The organism is Duganella sp. 1411 (assembly GCF_017833525.1).
Lineage (GTDB): Bacteria > Pseudomonadota > Gammaproteobacteria > Burkholderiales > Burkholderiaceae_D > Rugamonas.
Genome location: NZ_JAFICD010000002.1, coordinates 1,177,290 through 1,196,981, shown reverse-complemented (window position 1 = coordinate 1,196,981; position 19,692 = coordinate 1,177,290). Strand labels below are relative to the sequence as shown.

General features: G+C 65.0%; 16 protein-coding genes. 8 read left to right on the top strand and 8 right to left on the bottom strand.

The window, feature by feature from the left end:
• The first annotated feature begins 34 nt into the window (after positions 1 to 34).
• Positions 35 to 631 (top strand): oligoribonuclease, encoded by a 597-nt coding sequence (gene orn, locus JOD97_RS16960; RefSeq protein ID WP_209720167.1) that lies wholly within the window; start codon positions 35 to 37, stop codon positions 629 to 631.
• Between the two features lie 67 nt (positions 632 to 698).
• Entirely contained in the window at positions 699 to 1,721 is a 1,023-nt protein-coding gene (locus JOD97_RS16955) for a DUF1176 domain-containing protein (protein WP_209720164.1), read from the top strand.
• 104 nt (positions 1,722 to 1,825) lie between these two features.
• Here JOD97_RS16955 and JOD97_RS16950 read toward each other — a convergent pair whose 3' ends face one another.
• A complete protein-coding gene (locus JOD97_RS16950) occupies positions 1,826 to 3,157 on the bottom strand; it encodes an Nramp family divalent metal transporter (protein WP_209720161.1) in 1,332 nt (443 codons plus the stop codon).
• Between the two features lie 100 nt (positions 3,158 to 3,257).
• Positions 3,258 to 3,965, bottom strand: a complete 708-nt coding sequence (locus JOD97_RS16945; RefSeq protein WP_209720158.1) for a UPF0149 family protein — start codon at positions 3,963 to 3,965, stop codon at positions 3,258 to 3,260.
• Between the two features lie 63 nt (positions 3,966 to 4,028).
• Here JOD97_RS16945 and JOD97_RS16940 point away from each other — a divergent pair, with 63 nt between their 5' ends.
• Together JOD97_RS16940 and JOD97_RS16935 are read left to right on the top strand one after the other, a co-directional pair.
• The gene (locus tag JOD97_RS16940; RefSeq protein WP_209720154.1) at positions 4,029 to 5,138 is read left to right on the top strand and encodes a serine/threonine protein kinase; all 1,110 of its coding nucleotides are present in this window, start codon (positions 4,029 to 4,031) and stop codon (positions 5,136 to 5,138) included.
• 225 nt (positions 5,139 to 5,363) lie between these two features.
• A complete protein-coding gene (locus JOD97_RS16935; protein ID WP_209720151.1) occupies positions 5,364 to 7,664 on the top strand; it encodes a hypothetical protein in 2,301 nt (766 codons plus the stop codon).
• 103 nt (positions 7,665 to 7,767) lie between these two features.
• On the opposite strand, the gene JOD97_RS16930 is transcribed toward JOD97_RS16935, so the two are convergent.
• Positions 7,768 to 8,139 carry a hypothetical protein gene (locus tag JOD97_RS16930; RefSeq protein WP_209720148.1) on the bottom strand — a complete coding sequence of 124 codons (372 nt, stop codon included), beginning with the start codon at positions 8,137 to 8,139 and terminating at the stop codon, positions 7,768 to 7,770.
• Positions 8,140 to 8,188: 49 nt separating this feature from the next.
• On the bottom strand, positions 8,189 to 9,247 hold the full coding sequence (locus tag JOD97_RS16925; RefSeq protein WP_209720145.1) for a DUF475 domain-containing protein: 1,059 nt from the start codon (positions 9,245 to 9,247) through the stop codon (positions 8,189 to 8,191).
• Positions 9,248 to 9,357: 110 nt separating this feature from the next.
• Between JOD97_RS16925 and JOD97_RS16920 the strand changes: the two genes are divergently transcribed.
• The 3 genes from JOD97_RS16920 (at position 9,358) to JOD97_RS16910 (ending at position 14,611) form a co-directional block, all read left to right on the top strand.
• Positions 9,358 to 9,801, top strand: coding sequence for a divergent PAP2 family protein (locus JOD97_RS16920; RefSeq protein ID WP_209720142.1), 444 nt, complete (start codon positions 9,358 to 9,360; stop codon positions 9,799 to 9,801).
• Between the two features lie 330 nt (positions 9,802 to 10,131).
• Positions 10,132 to 11,325 carry an efflux RND transporter periplasmic adaptor subunit gene (locus tag JOD97_RS16915; protein WP_209720139.1) on the top strand — a complete coding sequence of 398 codons (1,194 nt, stop codon included), beginning with the start codon at positions 10,132 to 10,134 and terminating at the stop codon, positions 11,323 to 11,325.
• A 10-nt stretch (positions 11,326 to 11,335) separates the two neighbouring features.
• Entirely contained in the window at positions 11,336 to 14,611 is a 3,276-nt protein-coding gene (locus tag JOD97_RS16910) for an efflux RND transporter permease subunit (RefSeq protein WP_209720136.1), read from the top strand.
• A gap of 47 nt (positions 14,612 to 14,658) precedes the next feature.
• Here JOD97_RS16910 and JOD97_RS16905 read toward each other — a convergent pair whose 3' ends face one another.
• Together JOD97_RS16905 and JOD97_RS16900 are read right to left on the bottom strand one after the other, a co-directional pair.
• A complete protein-coding gene (locus JOD97_RS16905) occupies positions 14,659 to 15,273 on the bottom strand; it encodes a hypothetical protein (protein WP_209720133.1) in 615 nt (204 codons plus the stop codon).
• A complete protein-coding gene (locus JOD97_RS16900) occupies positions 15,264 to 15,707 on the bottom strand; it encodes a hypothetical protein (protein WP_209720130.1) in 444 nt (147 codons plus the stop codon). Before JOD97_RS16900 ends, JOD97_RS16905 begins: the two co-directional genes overlap by 10 nt.
• Positions 15,708 to 16,154: 447 nt before the next feature.
• Here JOD97_RS16900 and JOD97_RS16895 point away from each other — a divergent pair, with 447 nt between their 5' ends.
• On the top strand, positions 16,155 to 17,576 hold the full coding sequence (locus JOD97_RS16895; RefSeq protein ID WP_209720127.1) for an OmpP1/FadL family transporter: 1,422 nt from the start codon (positions 16,155 to 16,157) through the stop codon (positions 17,574 to 17,576).
• Between the two features lie 221 nt (positions 17,577 to 17,797).
• On the opposite strand, the gene JOD97_RS16890 is transcribed toward JOD97_RS16895, so the two are convergent.
• Both JOD97_RS16890 and JOD97_RS16885 read right to left on the bottom strand, forming a co-directional pair.
• Complete coding sequence (locus tag JOD97_RS16890; RefSeq protein WP_209720124.1) at positions 17,798 to 18,097, bottom strand: hypothetical protein; 300 nt, start codon at positions 18,095 to 18,097, stop codon at positions 17,798 to 17,800.
• Positions 18,098 to 18,173: 76 nt separating this feature from the next.
• Positions 18,174 to 19,580, bottom strand: a complete 1,407-nt coding sequence (locus JOD97_RS16885; RefSeq protein WP_209720121.1) for an L-cystine transporter — start codon at positions 19,578 to 19,580, stop codon at positions 18,174 to 18,176.
• Positions 19,581 to 19,692 lie beyond the last annotated feature (112 nt).

The following is a 19,692-nucleotide window of genomic DNA, read 5'->3' as shown; positions in this document are numbered from 1 at the left end:
ATTAACGTGGGCTCACGCGAGCCAAGAGAGAATTATGTCACAAGCTAACGATTTGCCAGAAGGTTCCGCTCCGGCGGCGATCACCCCGCGCCAGAATGAAATGAATCTGGTCTGGGTCGACATGGAAATGACCGGTCTGGAGCCGGACACCGACCGCATCATCGAGGTCGCCGTGGTCGTCACCGACATGCACCTGAACATCCTGGCCGAGGGCCCGGTGATGGTGGTGCACCAGAGCGACGCCGTGCTCGACGGCATGGACGCGTGGAACAAGGGCACGCACGGCCGCTCCGGCCTGATCGACCGCGTCAAGGCGTCGACCGTGACCGAGGCGCAGGCCGAGGAAGAATTGATCAAGTTCATGAAGCAGTGGGTGCCGAAGGGCAAAGCGCCGATGTGCGGCAACACCATCGGCCAGGACCGCCGCTTCATGGTGCGCTACATGCCGAAGCTGGAGGCGTATTTCCATTATCGCAATATCGACGTGTCGACGTTGAAGGAGCTGGGCAAGCGCTGGAAGCCCGAGATGGTGGCCGGCTTCAAGAAGCACCAGATGCACACGGCCATGGCCGACATCATCGAATCGATCGAAGAGCTCAAGTACTACCGCGAGCACTTCATCAAGCTGTAACGGGCGCGCGCGCGTCCACTGGAACAGGTTCGGTTGGACCTGTTTTTTTTCGCCTGAAGGGTAATTCATGAAGATTTTGCAATATTTCGTCGCCGGCGCGCTGGCGCTGGCCGGCTCCTCCGCCGTGGCCGCCCATTTCACGATCAAGGATTGGGAAGTCGCCTGCGACAACACGCGCGCCTGCGAGGCGGTCGGCTACCAGGCCGACGAGGGCGACAGCGCGCCGGTGGCGTTGTGGTTGGGGCGTAAGGCTGGCGGCGCCGCAACCGTGGCGGCGAAACTGAGCGTCATCGCCGACAACGACGCCAAGGTCGGCCCGCTGACCTTGCGCGTCGGCCGGTTGACGCTGGCCGGTTTGACGTCCGATGCCGAACTGACGCCGGCGCAGGTCGAGCGCCTGCTGCCGGCGCTGCTCGACGCCCAGTTTGCCGATGTGACCGATGCTAAATTCAAGTGGCGGCTGTCGCTGGCGGGCATGAAGGCGGCGTTGCTGAAGATGGATGATCTGCAGGGCAGGGTGGGGACCGTCACGGCGCTGGTCAAGCCGGGCGCCAAGCCGGCCGGCGCGGTGTTGCCGCCGGTGGCAGCGCCGGTGGTGAATCGGCTGGCGCCGGTGGCGGAGCGCAAGCAGGATGCGGCGCTGCTGCCGTTGATCGCCAAGAAGTTGCCGAAGGGTGGTTGTGACGAGGCGCCGGATTTGATTGGTGGTGGTGAATCGCAGAGCGAGATTTATCGGTTGTCGGCGTCGAAGGTGTTGTTGGTGATCGAATGCGGGCGCGGGGCTTACCAGTCCAGCTTTGCGGTGTGGACCGCCGACGACAAGGCGCCGTATGCGCCGAAGCGGGTGCGGCTGGCCGATGCGGAAGGCCGTGTGCAGGATGAGTTGCTCAATCCCGGGTTCGACAAGGGCGAGTTGGGTAGTTACGCGAAGGGGCGCGGCTTGGGCGATTGCAACGTGCAGGCGAGCTGGGTTTGGACGGCGGAGGGTTTCAAGCTGGCGTCGGCATCGTCGGCGCAGCTGTGCCGCGGCGTGCCGGGCGGCTATATGCTCAGCGACTGGACCACGTCTGAACCACGTAGGGCGGATTAGCGTAGCGTAATCCGCCACAGCATGCGTCCAGTCGGCTCATGCATTGGCGGATTACGGCGTGCCGCCTAATCCGCCCTACGTGTCTCCGTGGTTATTACGTCGCGCTAGCCGGCCAGCGCCTGCCACACCAGCCACGCGTTGGCGCTGGAGATCACCACGAACAAAACCCACGCCAATCCCGTGGTCCACCACGCATTGACGAACTCGCCCATGATGCCGCGCCGCGACGTCAAACTGATCAGCGGATACATGGCGAACGGCAGTTGCATGCTCAGCACGACCTGGCTCAACACCAGCAGCTTGCCGACCGAATGCTCGCCCAAGGTCAGCACGCCGATCATGGCCGGAACCAGCGCCAGTCCGCGCGTGATGGCGCGCCGCTGCCAGCACGGGATCTTCATCTTCAAAAAACCTTCCATGATCACTTGCCCGGCGATGGTGCCGGTGAAGGTGGAACTCTGCCCGGACGCCAGCAGCGCCAGCGCGAACAAGGTCGCCGCCAGCGCCGTGCCGGCCACGGGCGCGAGCAGCAGGTAGGCGTCGTCGATGTCGAGCACGCGCGTGTTGCCCGGCTCGTGGAAGGCGGCCGCCGCCAGCACCAGGATCGAGCCGTTGATCAGCAACGCCAGCAGCAGCGAGACGATGGTGTCGATGCGCGACAGCCCGATCGCTTCGCGCTTGGCGGCGTCGTGGCGCGACACCACGCGCGTTTGCACCACCGACGAGTGCAAATACAAATTGTGCGGCATCACCGTCGCGCCCAGGATGCCGATGGCCAGGTACAGCGGTTCGCGCTCGGACAAGGTGGCCAGCGACGGCACCAGTCCGGCCATCACGGCGCTCCAGTCGGGCTTGACGAAAATGAGTTCGGCGAACAGGCAGGTGGCCACCGTCAGGATCAGCGCCAGCACGATGGCTTCGATCTGACGGAAGCCCTTGCCCTTCAGGCCCAGCACCAGCAGCGTGTCGAGCGCCGTCAGCGCGACGCCGGCCGGCAGCGATACGCCCATCAGCAGCTTGAACGCCAGCGCGCAGCCGAGCACCTCGGCCAGGTCGCAGGCGATGATGGAAATCTCGGCGAAGCCCCACAAGCTCTTGGCCACCGCCGGCCGGTATTGCTCGCGGCAGTGCACGGCCAGGTCCTTGCCGGTAACGATGCCCAGGCGCATGCTCAGGCATTGCAGCACGATCGCCGCCAGGCTCGATAGCACAACCACGAACAGCAGCTGGTAGCCGAACTGCGAGCCGCCCTGGATCGCCGTGGCCCAGTTGCCCGGGTCCATGTAGCCGACCGACACCAGCAGGCCGGGGCCGGCGAAGCGCAGCACTTTTTTCCAGAACGGATCGCCCTGGGGCACCTCGATGGTGCCGGCCACCTCGGACGGGCAGAACGGCGCGGTGGCGGTGGTGGGCAGCTTGAAGGGGAGGGTGAACATGGGCATCCTGATCATTGATGCCCAAATTTTACTTGAAGTGACGCAACACCGTCCCTATCCCGTATGCCTTGCCCGGGGCGGGACGGTGGTCGGCGGCGGCTTATTTGCCGGCGTCGTTGGCGGCTTCGTCGCCGTGGCACTTCTTGTACTTCTTGCCGCTGCCGCAAGGGCAGTCGTCGTTGCGGCCCACTTTCGGCTCGTCGCGCTTGACGGTGGCCACCGGCGCCTTGCGGCGCGGCACCCAGAACTTGTAGATCAGCGGCAGGTTCGCCTCCAGGTCCTGGGCCAGCTTGTGGGCCTTGACCGGATCTTCGACCAGCGGCAGTTCCTCTTCCTCGATCTCGTCGGCGCCCAGCAGGTAGATCGGCTTCATCAGCTCCTGCACGTCCGAGTCCCAGATCTCCTGCCACGAGCCCGGGCGCAGTTCCATGCCTTCCCAGAAGCCCCAGCACCAGGCTTCGGCGTCGATCAGGGTCTGGCCCTCGTGCTCGTGCTCGACGAACAGCGGCTCGAACTCCTTCGGCGCCACCTCGAACGTCACCAGCACCTCGTTCATGAAGCGCATGATCAGGTTGAGGATGCGTTCCTCTTCCTTCGGGTTCTTGAATTTGGGGACGTCGGTATCTTCCTGGCCCCACACGCGCTTGAGCCACTCGGCCGGCATGATGGTTTCCGGGCCGATGGCGATGGCGGTCAGGTAACCGTGCAGCATGTCCATCGTCATCGCGTCCTCGGGGCTGCGCTCCGATAACAGGAAATTGTCTAATTCGTCGAATTCTTTGTCGCTCAGTGGCTGGTCGAGTTGCATGGCTTGCTCTTTTTCTTGGATTGAAGGCGACAGTATACACGCCGCGCCCCGTACAATGCGGGGATGAACCAAGATAACCAAGATCAGCTGGACGACGAAGAGGAAGACGCCCGCGCCGCCGCGCTGGCCGCCGCCATGGCCGGGCCGCAGGGCGCCGCCGGGGTGGACGTCAGCGACGACGGCGCCGCCCCGGCAGCCGTGCCGCACCCGTATTCCGCCCTCAATCCCGAATGCGTGCTCGACGCGCTCGACAGCATTGGCCTGCGCGGCGACGGCCGCCTGCTGGGCTTGAATAGCTACGAAAACCGGGTCTACCAGGTCGGCATCGAGGACGCGCCGCCGCTGGTGGTCAAGTTTTACCGGCCCGGACGCTGGAGCGACGCCGCCATCCTCGAGGAGCACGCCTTCACCGAGGAACTGGCCGCGCGCGAGATTCCGGTGGTGCCGGCGCTGGCGCTGGAGGGCCGCACGCTGCATCATTTCAACGGCTTCCGCTTTGCCGTCTTCACCCGCCACGGTGGCCGCGCGCCCGAGTTGAGCGACCCGTCGGTGCTGGAGTGGACCGGACGCTTCATCGCCCGCATCCACGCGGTCGGCGCGGTCAAGCCGTATCTGGAGCGGCCGGCGCTCGACATCGCCACCTTTGGCACCGAACCGTGCGAATTCTTGCAAACCAATCAATTCATCCCGGCCGACTTGCGCGAGGCGTACGCCAGCGTGTCGCAGCAGGCGCTCGACGGCGTGCGGCGCGCGTACGACCGGGCGGGGGAGTTGCCGCCACTGCGGCTGCACGGCGATTGCCATGGCGGCAACGTTCTGTGGACCGACGCCGGGCCGCACTTCGTCGACTTCGACGACAGCCGTATGGGGCCGGCGATCCAGGACTTGTGGATGATGCTGTCGGGCGACCGGGGCGAGCAGGTGCGGCAGATGAGCGACATTCTGGCCGGTTACGAGGATTTCTGCGAATTCAACCCGCGCCAGTTGCATCTGGTCGAAGCGCTGCGCACTTTGCGGCTGATCCATTATTCGGCGTGGCTGGCGCGGCGCTGGGACGATCCGGCGTTCCCGGCGGCCTTCCCGTGGTTTAACACACAACGTTACTGGCAGGACCGCATCCTCGAACTGCGCGAGCAGGTCGCGTTGATGCAGGAACCGCCGTTGCCTGTTTAATACGGAACCTACACCCGCCGGCACGCCGCCGTGCCGCCCGCGCCCGGGGTTTGGGGTCGTACCCCGAGGGGGTACGACCCCGCATGGCCGTGCGGGTTGCGCCTGGCCTTCACCCGAATTGACGGGTTTTCCCCCCTCTGCTTGCCGCTCGGCGAGCCTGTTCCCTGTTTGATAATGAGACCAGTCCCGTCATGTGCCGGGGCACATCGTCAAGCGAGATACCTCATGCAAGCAGAACTGGCTCAACGCGAAAGCGCAATCGAAGACGTCCAATTGGGCGTGGCTTTTTCCGCCGATACCGTTCCCAACGTCACCTTGCATGACCCCGACGAGCCGGCCGCCGGCACGTCCACCCCGCGCGCGGCGATGGAAATGAAAGCCATCCAGGAAGCCATCGCCCGGGTCGAAGCCGAAGCCAAGGCCGCCTGCGCCGCCGAAAGCCGCGCCCACGCCGAAGCCCGCGCCCGCGCCTTGGCCGAGGACCGCGCCGCCATCGACGCCGCCGCCGCCGCCGTCGCCCAGCAAAACGCCCAGGCCTCCGAGGAAGCGATCGCCGCCAACCGCGAGCGCCTCGAATCGCTGCGCGCCGCCGCCCAGGCCAGCGTCGCCCGCCTCGACGCCGTCAAGCAGGAAACGGCCGAGCTGCGCGCCCGCGTCGAAGCCGACACGCAAATCCGCCTGGCCGCAGAAACGCGCGCCAAGGCCGAAAACGAAAGCCGCCAGCGCGCCTTCGAGCAGATCGCCGCCGAATCGGAACTGGCCGAGCAAGCCGCGCGCGCCGCCGAGGAACTGCAAGTGCAAACCGAACAAGCCCGCCTGCAGGCGGTCGAGCGCGTCGCCGCCGTGCAGGCCGCCAAGGACGAGGTGGTCGGCATCGCCAGCGCCGATGCCCGCGTCGCCACGTTGGCGCGCGAACGCGAGCGCCAGGCCTACGCCGCGCGCCAGACCGCGCAGATGCTGGCCCAGGCCGAGGCCGAGGCGCTGGACTTGACCGTGCAGCGCGAACGCGCCGACCAGATCGCCCTCGAATCGGCCTTCAACCGCGCCGCCGCCGAGGTGCGCGCGCTGGAGGAGGCGCGCGCGCTGGCCCATCTGGAACAGGAACGCGAGCAGATCGCGCTGGCCAAGGCCGAATCCGAACGCAGCGCCGCCCAGTCGCTGCACCTGCGCCTGCAAACCGAAAAGGAAATCCGCGACGCCGCGATCCACCGCGAACGCCTGGAAATGGTCGCCGCCGCCAGCGCCAAGGCGCGCCGCGACGCCGACGCCAGCATCATGGCCGCGACCGAGGCGCGGATCGAAGTCGACAGCCAGCTGCGCGCCGTCGCGCTGGCCCGCGTGCAGGCCGAGCAGGAAGCCGAACTGAGCACCCACGCGAAGGTGGAGGCGGAATCGCTGGCACTGGCGCAGGCCAAGCAGCGCCAGACGGCCGACGAGGCCGCCGCCGAGGCGGCCCGCGCCGAGACCGAGGAACAGCGCCGCGCCGCCGCGCTGGCCGAGGAGCGCGCCGCATTGTCGCGCGCCGCCGCCGAGCTGGCCGCCAGCGTGAACGCCGCCGAACAGCGGGAAGTGGCGACGATCGCGCTGCAGGTCGAGGCGCAACGCCAAGCCGACGCGCTGGCCGCGCAAAAGGCCGGGCAGGCCGAAGCGCTGTTGCAAGCCGAGCGCACCCGCGCCGCCGAGGAGCAGCAAGCCATCGCCGCGTTGAAGGACAAGCTGGCGGCCGAGCAGGGCGCCAGCGTGGCGGCGCAGCAGCGCATCGCCGCCGAGCGCGCGCAGGCCGAGGCGCTGCGCCAGCAGCAGGAAGCCGAACAGCGCCTGGCCGCCGCGGCCGACAAGCAAGCCGAGGCGGCCCGCGTGATCGCCGCGCAGACGGCGCTGGAAGCGGAGCAGCAAGCCAGCGCCGCGCAGGCGTTGGCGGCGCAGGCGCGCCTGGCGGTCGAACTGGGCGTGGTGCACGCCGAGCGCGCCAGGATTGAGCAGGACAAGGCCGCCGCCGCCGAGGCGCTGTTGCAGGCCGAGCGTGAATTCATCGAGACCGAGCGCGAGTCGCTGGCGCTGATCGAGCAAAAGCTGGCGCAGCAGCGGCAGACGACGGCGTCCGAGGTGCGCGCGTCGAAGGCGATCGCCGGCCGGCTGGAGGCGGAGCGGCAGATGGCCGAGGCGGCGCGTCAGCGCGCCGAAGCCGAGCAGGCCGAGGCGGACGCGATGGCGCAGCGCGCGCTGGCCGAGCAGGCTGCGGCGCAGGCCGCGGCCGACAAGGCGGCAGGTCAGCAGGCGTTGCTGGAGACGGCCAAGGCGCACGCCGACATGCAGCGCAAGGTGGCCGAGACGACGGCGGCGATGACCGCCGCCAAGCAAAAGTTGCTGGAACTGGAAAGCCGCCGCCACGGCGCCGTGCAAAAAGCGCTGGCCGGGGTGCAGGCCAAGGTGGAAGCGGCCGAGGGCGCGGTGGTCGAGACGCTGGACGCGGCCCGCGCCCGCAAGGAAGCGCGTCAGGCGCAGCCGGTGTGGCGCGCGCGGTAAGTTAAAACGTTGATTTAACCCGCACGGCCAACCGGGGACTCGGCGTCCCCGTCGTACCCCGTACGGGGTACGACCCCTACGCGGCGGGGTTTGCTGCGGCCTACTAGGGCTGTACCTGCACCTTGGTGATGTAATACTCCGTCTCGCCGAAACATTGCGTCGGCACACCCTTGTGCTGCGCATAACTCAAAATCACGCGCTTGCCGGTGGCGTCGGTCAATTGCTTGGCCACCGCCTCGTCGCGCACGCTGAACTCGAACTTTTCCGGTATCGCCCCCGGCATCGAGGTCAGCAGGATCTCGCCCTCCCAGGTTTTGCAGATCCAGCCACGGGTCGAGAACTTTTGCAGATAGCCCGCCCGCTCGCCTTCCGAATATGAAATATGCAACATCGCCCACGTGTAGGCGACGAAGACCAGCAGGGCGGCGGCCACCAAGCCGATGAAGTACAGCACGATACGGGATGATTTTGTCATAAGTAAGCCGAGTGTATGTCCAAATGAGTCTGCAATGTTTTCAATCTTATCACGCGGGGTTGAGCCGCTTGTAACGGATCGATGACCACAGCGACACGGCGATGAAGGCGACCCCGGACAAACCCGTGAACCACTCGGGAATATGGTATTTGACACTGGCGAGCATGATCAGTGCCAGAATGCCGATCGCGTAATGCGCGCCGTGCTCCAGGTACACGTATTCGTCCAACGTGCCCTTGTGCACCAGGAACACCGTCAGCGACCGCACGAACATCGCGCCGATCGCCAGGCCCAGCATGATGATGACCACGTCCTTGGTGATGGCGAAGGCGCCGATCACGCCGTCAAAGCTGAACGAGGCGTCCAGCACCTCCAGGTACAGGAAGCCGCCGATGCTGCCGCGTGAGACGGCCGCCACCACGGCGCCGACGCCGGCCTCGGTGGTGTCGCCGTCCTCGGCCGGCGGGTCTTCCTCCAGCAGGCTGCTGATCCAGCCGACCGCCAGGTACACCAGCACGCCGACCACGCCGGCCGTCAGCACGCTCAATTTCTCGCCCGCCGGCACCAGGTAGACGCAGCCGAACACCGCCGCCAGGGTCAGCAGCACGGCCAGGCTCTCGGTGCCGTGCTCGCCCAGCTTGGCCTCGATCCAGCCCAGCCAGTGCAATTCCTTCTCCTCGTCGAACAGGAAGTTGAGGAACACCAGCAACAGGAAAGCGCCGCCGAAGGCTGCCACCTGCGCGTGCGCGCCGGTCAGGTAGCGCGAGTACTCGTCCGGATTGGTGGTGGCCATGGTCCACACGTCCATCAGGCCCAGGCCGGTCGCCATCGACACGATCAGCAGCGGGAACAGCAGCCGCATACCGAACACGGCCACTAATATACCCACCGTCAGGAACAGCTTGCGCCAGAATTCGTTCCAGTGGCGCAACACGGAGGCGTTGACGACGGCGTTGTCGAACGACAGCGACACCTCCATGATGCCGAGCACGACGCAGATCCACAGCGCCTGCAGCAGGCCGGAGCTGCCACCGTGGTTGAAGCCCCACCAGCCGGCCAGGCCCAGGAGGATGATGGTGACGATGAAGGAAATGCCGAAGTGCCGCATGATTGTCTTTTTTGAAATGATGGGATAACTGCGATTTTATATTAGTTGCTTCCGCCACTGTGAGCCCATCTGCGATAATTGCGCCACAAAAAAATGCAAAGGAATTCCCGATGGACATCGCTTACCTCGTCACGCCGCTGATCACCTGGATCACGGTCGGCCCGATCAAGTTTCTGATCAACAGCGCCAAGGCGCGCAAATGGGCCTTCAATCTGGTCGGCAACGGCGGCTTTCCGAGCAACCACAGCGCCGTGGTGTCGAGCATGGCGACCTTGATCGCGCTGCGCGAGGGGATAGGGCACCCGGCGTTCGGGGTGGCCGTCACCCTGTGCTTTATTGTTGTCATTGATGCCAACAGTCTGCGCCAGCACGTCGGCAAGCAGGCCGCCGCTATTAATAGGTTGGCGGCGTCGGAGAACCGGCCGGCGGCGGCGCAGTCCGGCCACACCTGGCTGCGCGAGCGCATGGGCCACACCGTGGTCGAGATCATCGGCGGGCTGTGCACCGGCATCGGCATCGCGCACGTCATCCACGCGGTGTTCGGGCGCGGGTGAGCCGGGGCGTAACTCGTCTACACCTGCGCCTCATAAACACCTGCGCCTTATGAAATACTACGGAGACACGTAGGGCGGATTAGCGCAAGGCGCGTAATCCGCCATGAGCCGCCGACGGAGCTTGGCGGATTACGCTGCGCTAATCCGCCCTACGTGTCCCCGTGTCCGTCCCCCTCGCCCTACCGTTCATCCCGATATTTGGCATTTCAGCCACAAAATCTACCGTCCGTCGCACGTGGATTGACCGCAGTCGGTCACTCGTGGATACTCTCCGCCCTGTAGTCTGGCTAAAATACTAATAGCATCACGTCCACTTTCTCGGAGAACTTTATGTTGCGTAAAACCCTACTCGCTCTCGCCGTCGCCGCAGCCCTGGTGGCATGCGGCAAGTCCGCCAAGGAGCCCGAGAAGGGGGCGGCAAGCGCGTCGGCCACGGCCAAGGCGGGCGGCGACAAGGACAAGAAAGAACCGGAGGTGGTGCTGCAGATGGCGCCCGAGGACGTGCTGGCGATCGAATCGAACGCGCTCGCGTCCGGCCCGGTGATCACCGGCTCGATCCAGCCCGAGCGCCGCGCCGACCTGCGCGCCGAGGTCGGCGCGGTGGTACTTCAGGTACTCAAGGAGAACGGCGAGGCCGTCAAAAAGGGCGACGTGCTGGTGCGCCTGGATGAAACCTCGATCCGCGACAGCCTGACGTCGGCCGAGGAAGCCTCGCGCGCGGCCCAGCAGTCGCTGGCCCAGGCCGAGCGCATGCACGAGCGTAACACCACCTTGCGCGCCTCCGGCATGGTTTCGACGCAGGCGCTGGAGGATGCCGAAATCCGCCGCAACAACGCGCTGAGCGACCTGTCGGCCGCCCGCTCGCGCTTGGTGGCGGCGCGCCAGCAACTGAGCCGCACCACCGTGCGCGCGCCGTTCGACGGCATCGTCAGCGAGCGCAAGGTCTCCAACGGCGACACCGCCCAGGTCGGCAAGGAGTTGATCAAGGTGATCGACCCGGCCAGCATGCGCTTCGAGGGCCTGGTGTCGGCCGACAAGATCGGCGAGGTCAAGGTCGGCCAGCCGGTGCTGTTCCGCGTCAACGGCTATCCGGGCCAGAACTTCAGCGGCAAGATCAAGCGCGTCGATCCGGCCGCCAACGCCGTCACGCGCCAGGTCGAGGTGCTCGTCGAGTTCGCCGAGGCGGCGCAGCCGCGCGTGGCCGGCCTGTACGCCGAGGGCCGGGTCGAATCGAAGACGTCGTCGGCGCTGATGGTGCCGCCGTCGGCCCTGGTGCAGGCCGGCGACAGCAATTATGTCTGGCGCGTCAAGGGCGGCGCCGTCGCCAAGGTGCCGCTGACCCTGGGCGCGCGCGACGAGCGCAGCGGCCGCTGGCAGGTGCTGTCGGGCCTGGCCGCCGGCGACACCATCGTGCGCGTGCCCGGCTCCGGCTTCAAGGACGGCCAGAAGGTCGTGTTCGCCGCGCCCAAGGCGGCGGCCGCCGTCACCGCCTCGGCCTCGGCCTCCACCGTCGCGGAAAAATAAGGAAACCCCCATGTTCTTATCCGATTTCAGTATCAAGCGGCCGGTCGCGACGATCGTGCTGATCGTCGCCATGATGTGCCTGGGCCTGATGGCGCTGAGCAAGCTGCGGGTCAACCAGAGCCCGGACGTCGAAATTCCGTTCATCATCGTCGCCATCCCGTATCCGGGCGCCTCGCCCGAGACGGTCGAGCGCGAGGTCATCAACCGGCTGGAAAAATCGTTCCAGTCGATCACCGGCGTGACCGAGGTTAACTCGACCGCGTCCGAGGGCCAGGCGCGCATGTTCATCAAGTTCGCCTTCAGCAAGAACCTGATCGAGGCCTCGGACGAGATCCGCAATTCGATCGCCTCGGTGCGTTACAAGCTGCCGATCGAGATGCGCGAGCCGATCCTGCAGCGCATCGACACCTCGGCCGAGCCGGTCATGCAGCTGGCGCTGTCGTCCAACGTGCAGAGCCACGCCATCATCTCGCGGCTGGCCGAGGACAAGCTGGCCGACCGCTTCCGCGGCATCGACGGCGTGGCCTCGGTCAACATCGACGGTTCGCTCAAGCGCGAGCTCAGCGTGCTGCTCAAGGCCGAGAAGCTGCGCGAATACAACGTTTCCGTGGGCGAGGTCGTCAATGCGCTGCGCAACCAGAACACCAACGCGCCGGTCGGCAAGGTGCGCGGCGAGCTCGATGAGAAAAGCATCCGCCTGGTCGGGCGCATCGAGCGTCCCGAGGACTTCCAGCAGGTGGTGGTCAAGCGCAACGGCGACGAGCTGGTGCGCCTGGCCCAGGTGGCCACGATCGAGGACGGTTTCGCCGAGATGAACTCGCTCAGCGTGCGCTCGGGCAAGCCCAACGTCGGCATCTCGATCACCCGCTCGCGCGACGCCTCGACCGTGACGGTGGCGCGCAAGGTCAAGGCGATGGTCGAGGAGATGCGCAAGGAGCTGCCGCCCGGCACCACGCTGGAGGTGACGCAGGATGGCGGCGAGGACGCCGAGAACAGCCTCAACAATGTGATCGAGGCGCTGGTGTTCGGCGCCGGCCTGACCATTTTCGTCGTCTACGCCTTCCTCAACTCGTGGCGCTCGACGATGATCACCGCGCTCAGCCTGCCGACCTCGGTGCTGGCCGCCTTCATCGGCGTGTGGCTGTGCGGCTTCACGCTCAACTTCATGACCTTGCTGGGCCTGTCGCTGGCGATCGGCGTGCTGATCGACGACGCCATCGTGGTGCGGGAAAACATCGTGCGCCACATGCAGATGGGCGCCGACCGCCGCACGGCCGCGCTCAACGGCACGGCCGAGATCGGCATGGCCGTGGCCGCCACGACCTTCTCGATCATGGCCGTGTTCATCCCGGTGGCCTTCATGCCGGGCATCACCGGTGAATGGTTCCGCCCGTTCGCGCTGACGGTGACGTGCTCGGTGGCGGTTTCGCTGCTGATCTCGTTTACGCTGGACCCGATGCTGTCGGCCTTCTGGGGCGACCCGCCGGACCACCACACGGCCCCGCGCAAGGGCCTGGGCAAGGTGCTCGAGCATTTCAATGTCTGGTTCGACCGCCAGGCCGACCGCTACGGCAACGTCATCGCCTGGGCGCTGCACCACCGCAAGGCGATGGCGGTGCTGGCCGTGCTGGTGTTCGCCGGCGCGCTGGCGTTGCAGGCCAAGCTGGGCGGTTTCAGCTTCCTGCCGTCGTCGGACTTCGGCACCATCGCCATCGACGTGCGCTCGCCGTCGTCGGCCAGCCTGGAGTACTCGCGCCTGAAACTGGACCGCGCCGCCAAGATCGCCTTCACCATCAAGGAGACCCAGCAGACCAACGCCTACGTCAACCCGACGGGCGGTCGCGTCTACGTCGATATCGGTAAGAAGACCAAGGGGCGCAAGCGGTCGGCCGGCGAGATCGCCAAGGAGCTGCGCGAGAAGCTCGCCGGCCTGGTCGGCGCCGAGTTCACGGTGCTGGAGGATTTGAGCAACAACGCCAGCAAGCCGGTCGAGATCCAGTTCACCGGCGCCGATTCGCGCAAGCTGATGGAAATCACCAACGCCTACATGGACCGGCTGCGCAAGGTGCCGGGCGCGGTCGACGTCAGCCTGTCCGAGCAGGACCCGAAGGACGAGCTGCAGATCGAACTCAACCGCGGCCTGGCCAACTCGATGGGCATCGCCGCCGGCGACGCCGCCCAGGCGTTGCGCGTGGCCTTCGCCGGCATCGAGGTGGGCGACTGGGTCGACCCGACGGGCGAATCGCGCGACGTCGCGGTGCGCCTGGCGCCGGAGGACCGCACCAGCGCCGAGAACATCGAGCGCCTGCCGATCGGCGTGGCCGGCACCAACCAGATGGTGCCGCTCGACCAGATCGCCCGCGTGACGATGGGCAAGGGACCGTCGACGATCAAGCACAAGGACGGCAAGCGCATCATCTCGGTGAGCGCCAACGCCCAGGGCCGCTCGCCGGGCGAGGTGACCAACGACGCCATGAAACTGGCCAAGGAAATCGACTTCCCGCCGGGCTACGGCCTGTCGCTGGGCGGCGCCGGCAAGGACATGAACGAGGTGTTCAGCCAGATGATGATCTCGCTGCTGGCCGGCATCGGGCTGATGTACCTGATCCTGGTGATGCAGTTCGGTTCGTTCACGGCGCCGATCGCCGTCATGCTGTCGCTGCCGCTGTCGCTGATCGGCGTGGTGGTGGGCCTGCTGATGACCCACAGCACGATTAACCTGATGAGTTTGATCGGCGTGATCATGTTGATGGGGCTGGTCGCCAAGAACGCCATCCTGCTGCTCGACGCCGCCCGCAAGCGCGAGGAGGAGGGCTACGGCCGCGAGGACGCGCTGATGTACGCCGGGCGCATGCGCTTGCGGCCGATCCTGATGACGACCTTCGCGCTGATCGCCGGCATGTTCCCGGTGGCGTTGGCGTTGGGCGAGGGTGGCGAGTTCTACCGGCCGATGGCGATCGCCATCATTGGCGGCACGATCACCTCGACGGTGCTGACGCTGTTGATGGTGCCGACCTTCTACGACAGCATCGAGATCAACAAGGACAACCTGTCGATCAAGTTCAACCGCCGCGTGCAGCACTGGAGCGGGCGTTTCGGCGTCGGCGGGCCGGCGGTGGCGTTCGTGCTGACGGCGATCGAAGTGCTGTTGTTCCTGACGCTGGTGCGGTTCGTGTTCCGGATGGTGATGTGGGTGGTGCGCAAGGTCACCGGCAAGCGTGGCGGCGGCACACCGAGCGCCGCGCCGACGGTGCCGCTCACCAAGAGCGCATTCGATCCGCAATAACATGGCGGGGTCAGTGCCGATATTGGTCGGCACTGACCCCGGGTGGGCTACGGTGCCGGCGATATTTTCAGGTTGGACAGGATCGCATCGTATAGCGCGGGACTGATTTCCCCCGAAAACGAATACACCAGCGGCTTACCATCGATGACCAAATAGACGTACTGAGAATTCGGCGGAATGGCGTGTATCCAATATGCGTGTGCGATGCCCTTGCTGGCCTTGGTGTAGCCAACGGCGCTGTCGAACCCCTCGATCTTTCTGATCTTGGCCCACGGATCGGGCGCCGCTGCGGATTGGCCTAGCCGGTCGAAAAACTGACTCGCGTCTTTCATCTCTTGCGGAAGCGCGGTTAGCTGTTGGTATTTGCCGGCCGGTTCGCTCGCCGGCAGGGATCTCAGATAGACGCTGCTTCTGCCGTCACGGCCCGCTGGTATGACGTGAATAGCCGTTGCGTCGGTTCCCGAGACAAAGACTTTGTCCACGAGCGATGGGGGAATGCGCATTTCCAGCACGTCGAATTGAAGAGGAATGCAGGAAAGGCAGGCGGTGGCTTCCGGCCAGGCGACCACCTCCAGTTCCACTTGATTGGTCGCCGCCGCGTGCAAATGCAGGAGGCCCGCAAAGACGGTCGCACCGATCCGTCGGCGTAACTTTAAGCCCATTTCGGTAACCCCGATGTGCTAATGCCAATTGATGCCATATCCAATGCCGTTTTCCATTTGTAGATCACGCCTCGGGCACAGGTGAATGATAGCCTGCCTTTATAAGAGTTGAATATACCGCGCCCCAGCTTTTGCACAAGCCATACGATGGATGCACGCCCCCCGGGCGGTGGAGGTATCCACGCGAATGCCGACGAGCACTTTTGGGTTTCCAATAACATAATGCCAAACACGTGGGCGACTTCTTCATTTACCTCACCATCCCAGACCGGAATGTTCGCATAGCGGTAAAGCGATTGAATCATCTCTTTTACCTCCCCAAGGTCTTTGCTTGATGCCATAGTGCCCCCGATCAAAGTTGGTTGACCGCCGGGCTGGCGGCTAATCCGTACTTTAGAAGCCCGGCAGGCGTGGGCATTGAGCGGGATTAACACACCGTCACCAGCCCGCAAGGGGCAGTGCGTAATGTGCCGCTACGTTAAGCGTCCAGTGGAACCACGTAGGGCGGATTAGCGTAGCGTAATCCGCCAAGCGCCGTCGACGGCTCATGGCGGATTACGGCGTTCCGCCTAATCCGCCCTACGAATCGGCCTATTTAGCGGCATTCGGGCCGACATTGGCACGCCGGCCCCGCCCTGGCAGTGCCGTTCCGGACCAGCCCGCGTCCGAATGTCGCACACTGACCCCGAACTGGAATGCAGAGCAAGCGCTCGGTTTCAAGGAAAAAATTAGTGGTTGCCCTCTAGTAACTCGGCGTGGCGAAATTTACAAATGTAGTATGCTGCTGGCCTTCCAGCACCAATTTCGGCCTCTTGGCCTGGTTTGCTGCAGGATCAGAAAAACCTGGCGCAACGTCGCCGACTACAATGAGAGACTCCACCATGCAACGCAAACACCTTCCCCTGATTATTGCCGCCGCCCTGAGCCTGATGGCCACCGGCGCCAACGCCTCCGGCTACCGTTTCGGCTCGCAGAGCGTCTCCGCCCAGGGCACCGCCGACGCCAGCGGCGCCGAGGCCAACGATGCCTCGACCATTTTCTACAATCCGGCCGGCCTGTCGCGCCTGGAAGGCACGCAAATCAGCGCCGGCGCCACCGTCGTGGTGCCCCATTCGACCTACAACGACACCGGCTCGACCCGCTTCACCGGCTCGCGCACCGGCGGCACCCAGACCAGTGACTACGCCCCGAATTCGGTGACCGCGCCGTCGCTGTACGCGTCCAAGAAGTTGAACGACCAATGGGCCGTCGGCTTCGGCCTGTTCGTGCCGTATGGCGCCAAACTGAACTATGGCAGCACCTGGAACGGCCGCTACGCGCTGACCGACGTGCTGGTGGAGGCGATCACGCTCAATCCGTCCGTGTCGTTCAAGTTGAACCAACAGCATTCGTTCGGCTTCGGTATCGACGCCGAGCACATGAAAGCCGAGCTGGGCCAGGCCGTCGACGTGCCGGGCACCGTCGCCGCGCTGCGCACGCCGGCCGGCGCCGCGCAAGGCGCCTTGCTGATCCGTCAGATCACCGCCCTGGGCGGCAATCCGGCGGCGTTGGCCACCGCCGGCGACGGCCGCGGCGAGAACGAGGTCAAGGACTGGGGCTACGGCTTCAACCTGGGCTATATGTTCACGCTGGACGAGAACACCCGCTTCGGCCTGAGCTATCGTTCGTCGATCAGCCACAAGATGAAGGGCAGCACCATCTGGGACTTCTCGAAAGTGACCTCCGATCCGGTCGTCAACGGCGTGCTGGCCTCGGCGTCGAACCGCGCCAATTCGGCCGCGTTGGTGTCGCTGCGTACGCCGGAGACGCTGTCGGCCAATGTGTTCCATCAGTTCGACGCCAAGTGGGCCGGCATGGCCGACGTGACATGGTCGCGTCATAACCGTCTGGGCAACCTGGATATCGAATTCCCGGGCACCACCGAAGGCGCGGAAGTGATACGCCAGCAGTGGAAGAACACGGTGCGCGTGGCGCTGGGCGGCAATTATAAGTACAACGAAAACATGACCTTGCGCGCAGGCGTGGCGTACGACGAATCGCCGGTGCAAAACGCCGAACTGCGCCATCCAGCGCTGCCAGATAGCGACCGTATGCAGTATTCGCTGGGCATGAACTGGAAGCTCGACGCGCGCTCGTCGATCGATCTGGCGTATAGCTATGTCGATTTCAAGGATGCGCAGGTTAACTATACGAACCTGTGCAACACCTTGTCGCGCACCTGCACCGGTAACGGCGAGACCACCCGCGGTACGTATCAGACGCACCTGTCGTTGGTGGGGATTTCGTATAACTACAAGTTTTAATTCTCGACGGCGGTGAGGTTTGGCGGATTACGCTTCGCTAATCCGCCCTACGTGGTTTAACTTGTCGCTCGCACCAGGGGCCTTCGTTTGAAGGCCCTTTTTTTATACGTTATTTCACTCGTCGCTTGCGCCATGGCCTTCGTTTGAAGGCCTTTTTTTTATGCGTTATTTCACCCGTCGCTTGCGCCAGGGCCTTCGTTTGAAGGCCCTTTTTTTATCCGTTATTGGCCGGGGGGCTTGGTGCCCGTGCCGCTACCAGTGTCGGTGCCGCTCGTGCCCGTTCCGCTGCCGGTGGTGCCCGGCGTGCTGCTGTCGGGCGTCGGGCTGGGCGTGGTCGAGGGCGTCGAGGGCGTGGTCGAAGGCGTTGATGGCGTGGTCGATGGCGTCGACGGCGACGTCGATTCCGGTGTCGCCGACGGGGTTTGCGGCTGGTCGGCCGGACGCTTGTTGCAGCCGGCTAGCAACGCGACCGCGAACGCCGCGCCCAGGATTACTTTCGTTGTTGTGTGCAGGGAAGTCATCGTTCTTTCCTTTCAAGAAAAGGTCAGGGAAAAAATTAGACAACACCCCCGCGCGCGCGGTTCCCGCTATTTTCGGTCAGGCCGACTTGCGTTCGCCGTCGCCGTCGACCGGCAAGTCGGCGTCGCCGTTGAAGACGGCGAGGTCGGTCTCGCCCAGCACCCGGCTGGTGACGGTGCCGGCGGTGATCGAGCCGCTGACGTTGAGCGCGGTGCGGCCCATGTCGATCAGCGGTTCGATCGAGATCAGCAGCCCGGCCAGCGCCACCGGCAGGTTCATCGACGACAGCACGATCAGCGCGGCGAACGTGGCGCCGCCGCCGACGCCGGCCACGCCCACCGAGCCGACCGTGATGATGGCCAGCAGCGGCAGGATGAAGTGCGCGGTGAACGGGTCGATGCCGACGGTCGGGGCGATCATCACCGCCAGCATGGCCGGGTAGATGCCGGCGCAGCCGTTCTGGCCGATCGTGGCGCCGAACGAGGCCGCGAAGTTGGCGATGCCCTCCGACGTGCCCAGGCGTAGCGTCTGCGTCTGCACGCTCATCGGGATGGCGCCGGCGCTGCTGCGCGAGGTGAACGCGAAGGTCAGCACCGGCAGCACCTTTTTGACGAAGCGCACCGGATTGAGCCCGGCGCCGCTGACGATCAACAGGTGCACCCCGAACATCAGCAACAGCGCGCTGTACGAGGCCAGCACGAAGTCGATCAGGTGCAGGATGTCGGTGTAGCTCGAGGTCGACACCACCTGCGCCATCAGCGCGAAAACCCCGTACGGCGTCAGCCGCAGCACCAAGGTGACGATGCGCATGACGATGGCGTGCGCGACCTTGATGAAGTTGTCGAACGAGGCGAAGATCTCCGGCTTCTTGTCGTGGATGCCGGTGGCGGCGATGCCGATGAACACGGCGAAGATCACCACCGCGATGGTCGAGGTCTTGCGCGCGCCGGTCAGGTCGAGGAAGGGATTGGCGGGGATGAAGCTGAGCAGCATGCTCGGCAGCGAGATCGCCTGCGCCGCTTCGACCTTGCCTTGCAGGTAGACGCCGCGCGCGATGTCGGCCGCCGAGGCGGTCAGGCCGACGGCCGTCAGGTGGAACAGCTTGGCCATCAGGATGCCGATGCCGGCGGCGATCAGGGTGGTGACCATCAAGGTGCCGATCGTCAGCGCGCTGATCTTGCTCAGCGAATCCATGCCCTTTAGCTTGAGGATGGCGGAGATGATCGAGACCATGATCAACGGCATGATGATCATCTGCAGCAGCTTGACGTAGCCGGAGCCAACGATGTCGAGGTATTCGCCGGTGGTCTGCAACTCGGCCGAGCCGGCGCCGTAGATCGCCTGCAGCGCCGCGCCCAGCAAGACGCCCAGCCCCATGCCGGTGAACACGCGCACCGAAAAGGACGCGTGCCGGCGCTGCTGCGCGTACAGCACACCCAACAACACCAGCGCCGCCAGCAAATTAAATAGTACGTTTATAGACATTGCCCACCCTTTGCCACGAGTTGAATAGATCAGCCGGCGCCACGCAATCTCTTGCCTGGACAAGGAAAACGGCACCGGTCGGTCATTTTATATGCGTTTATCGATATAAACG

What these genes read in the sequence shown, in the direction of transcription:
- JOD97_RS16950 (WP_209720161.1), bottom strand. Translation starts at nt 3,157, where the DNA reads ATGTTCACCCTCCCCTTCAAGCTGCCCACCACCGCCACCGCGCCGTTC.
- JOD97_RS16920 (WP_209720142.1), top strand. Translation starts at nt 9,358, where the DNA reads ATGGACATCGCTTACCTCGTCACGCCGCTGATCACCTGGATCACGGTC.
- JOD97_RS16890 (WP_209720124.1), bottom strand. Translation starts at nt 18,097, where the DNA reads ATGACTTCCCTGCACACAACAACGAAAGTAATCCTGGGCGCGGCGTTC.
- JOD97_RS16930 (WP_209720148.1), bottom strand. Translation starts at nt 8,139, where the DNA reads ATGACAAAATCATCCCGTATCGTGCTGTACTTCATCGGCTTGGTGGCC.
- JOD97_RS16910 (WP_209720136.1), top strand. Translation starts at nt 11,336, where the DNA reads ATGTTCTTATCCGATTTCAGTATCAAGCGGCCGGTCGCGACGATCGTG.
- orn (WP_209720167.1), top strand. Translation starts at nt 35, where the DNA reads ATGTCACAAGCTAACGATTTGCCAGAAGGTTCCGCTCCGGCGGCGATC.
- JOD97_RS16935 (WP_209720151.1), top strand. Translation starts at nt 5,364, where the DNA reads ATGCAAGCAGAACTGGCTCAACGCGAAAGCGCAATCGAAGACGTCCAA.
- JOD97_RS16905 (WP_209720133.1), bottom strand. Translation starts at nt 15,273, where the DNA reads ATGGGCTTAAAGTTACGCCGACGGATCGGTGCGACCGTCTTTGCGGGC.
- JOD97_RS16915 (WP_209720139.1), top strand. Translation starts at nt 10,132, where the DNA reads ATGTTGCGTAAAACCCTACTCGCTCTCGCCGTCGCCGCAGCCCTGGTG.
- JOD97_RS16885 (WP_209720121.1), bottom strand. Translation starts at nt 19,580, where the DNA reads ATGTCTATAAACGTACTATTTAATTTGCTGGCGGCGCTGGTGTTGTTG.
- JOD97_RS16895 (WP_209720127.1), top strand. Translation starts at nt 16,155, where the DNA reads ATGCAACGCAAACACCTTCCCCTGATTATTGCCGCCGCCCTGAGCCTG.
- JOD97_RS16940 (WP_209720154.1), top strand. Translation starts at nt 4,029, where the DNA reads ATGAACCAAGATAACCAAGATCAGCTGGACGACGAAGAGGAAGACGCC.
- JOD97_RS16945 (WP_209720158.1), bottom strand. Translation starts at nt 3,965, where the DNA reads ATGCAACTCGACCAGCCACTGAGCGACAAAGAATTCGACGAATTAGAC.
- JOD97_RS16925 (WP_209720145.1), bottom strand. Translation starts at nt 9,247, where the DNA reads ATGCGGCACTTCGGCATTTCCTTCATCGTCACCATCATCCTCCTGGGC.
- JOD97_RS16955 (WP_209720164.1), top strand. Translation starts at nt 699, where the DNA reads ATGAAGATTTTGCAATATTTCGTCGCCGGCGCGCTGGCGCTGGCCGGC.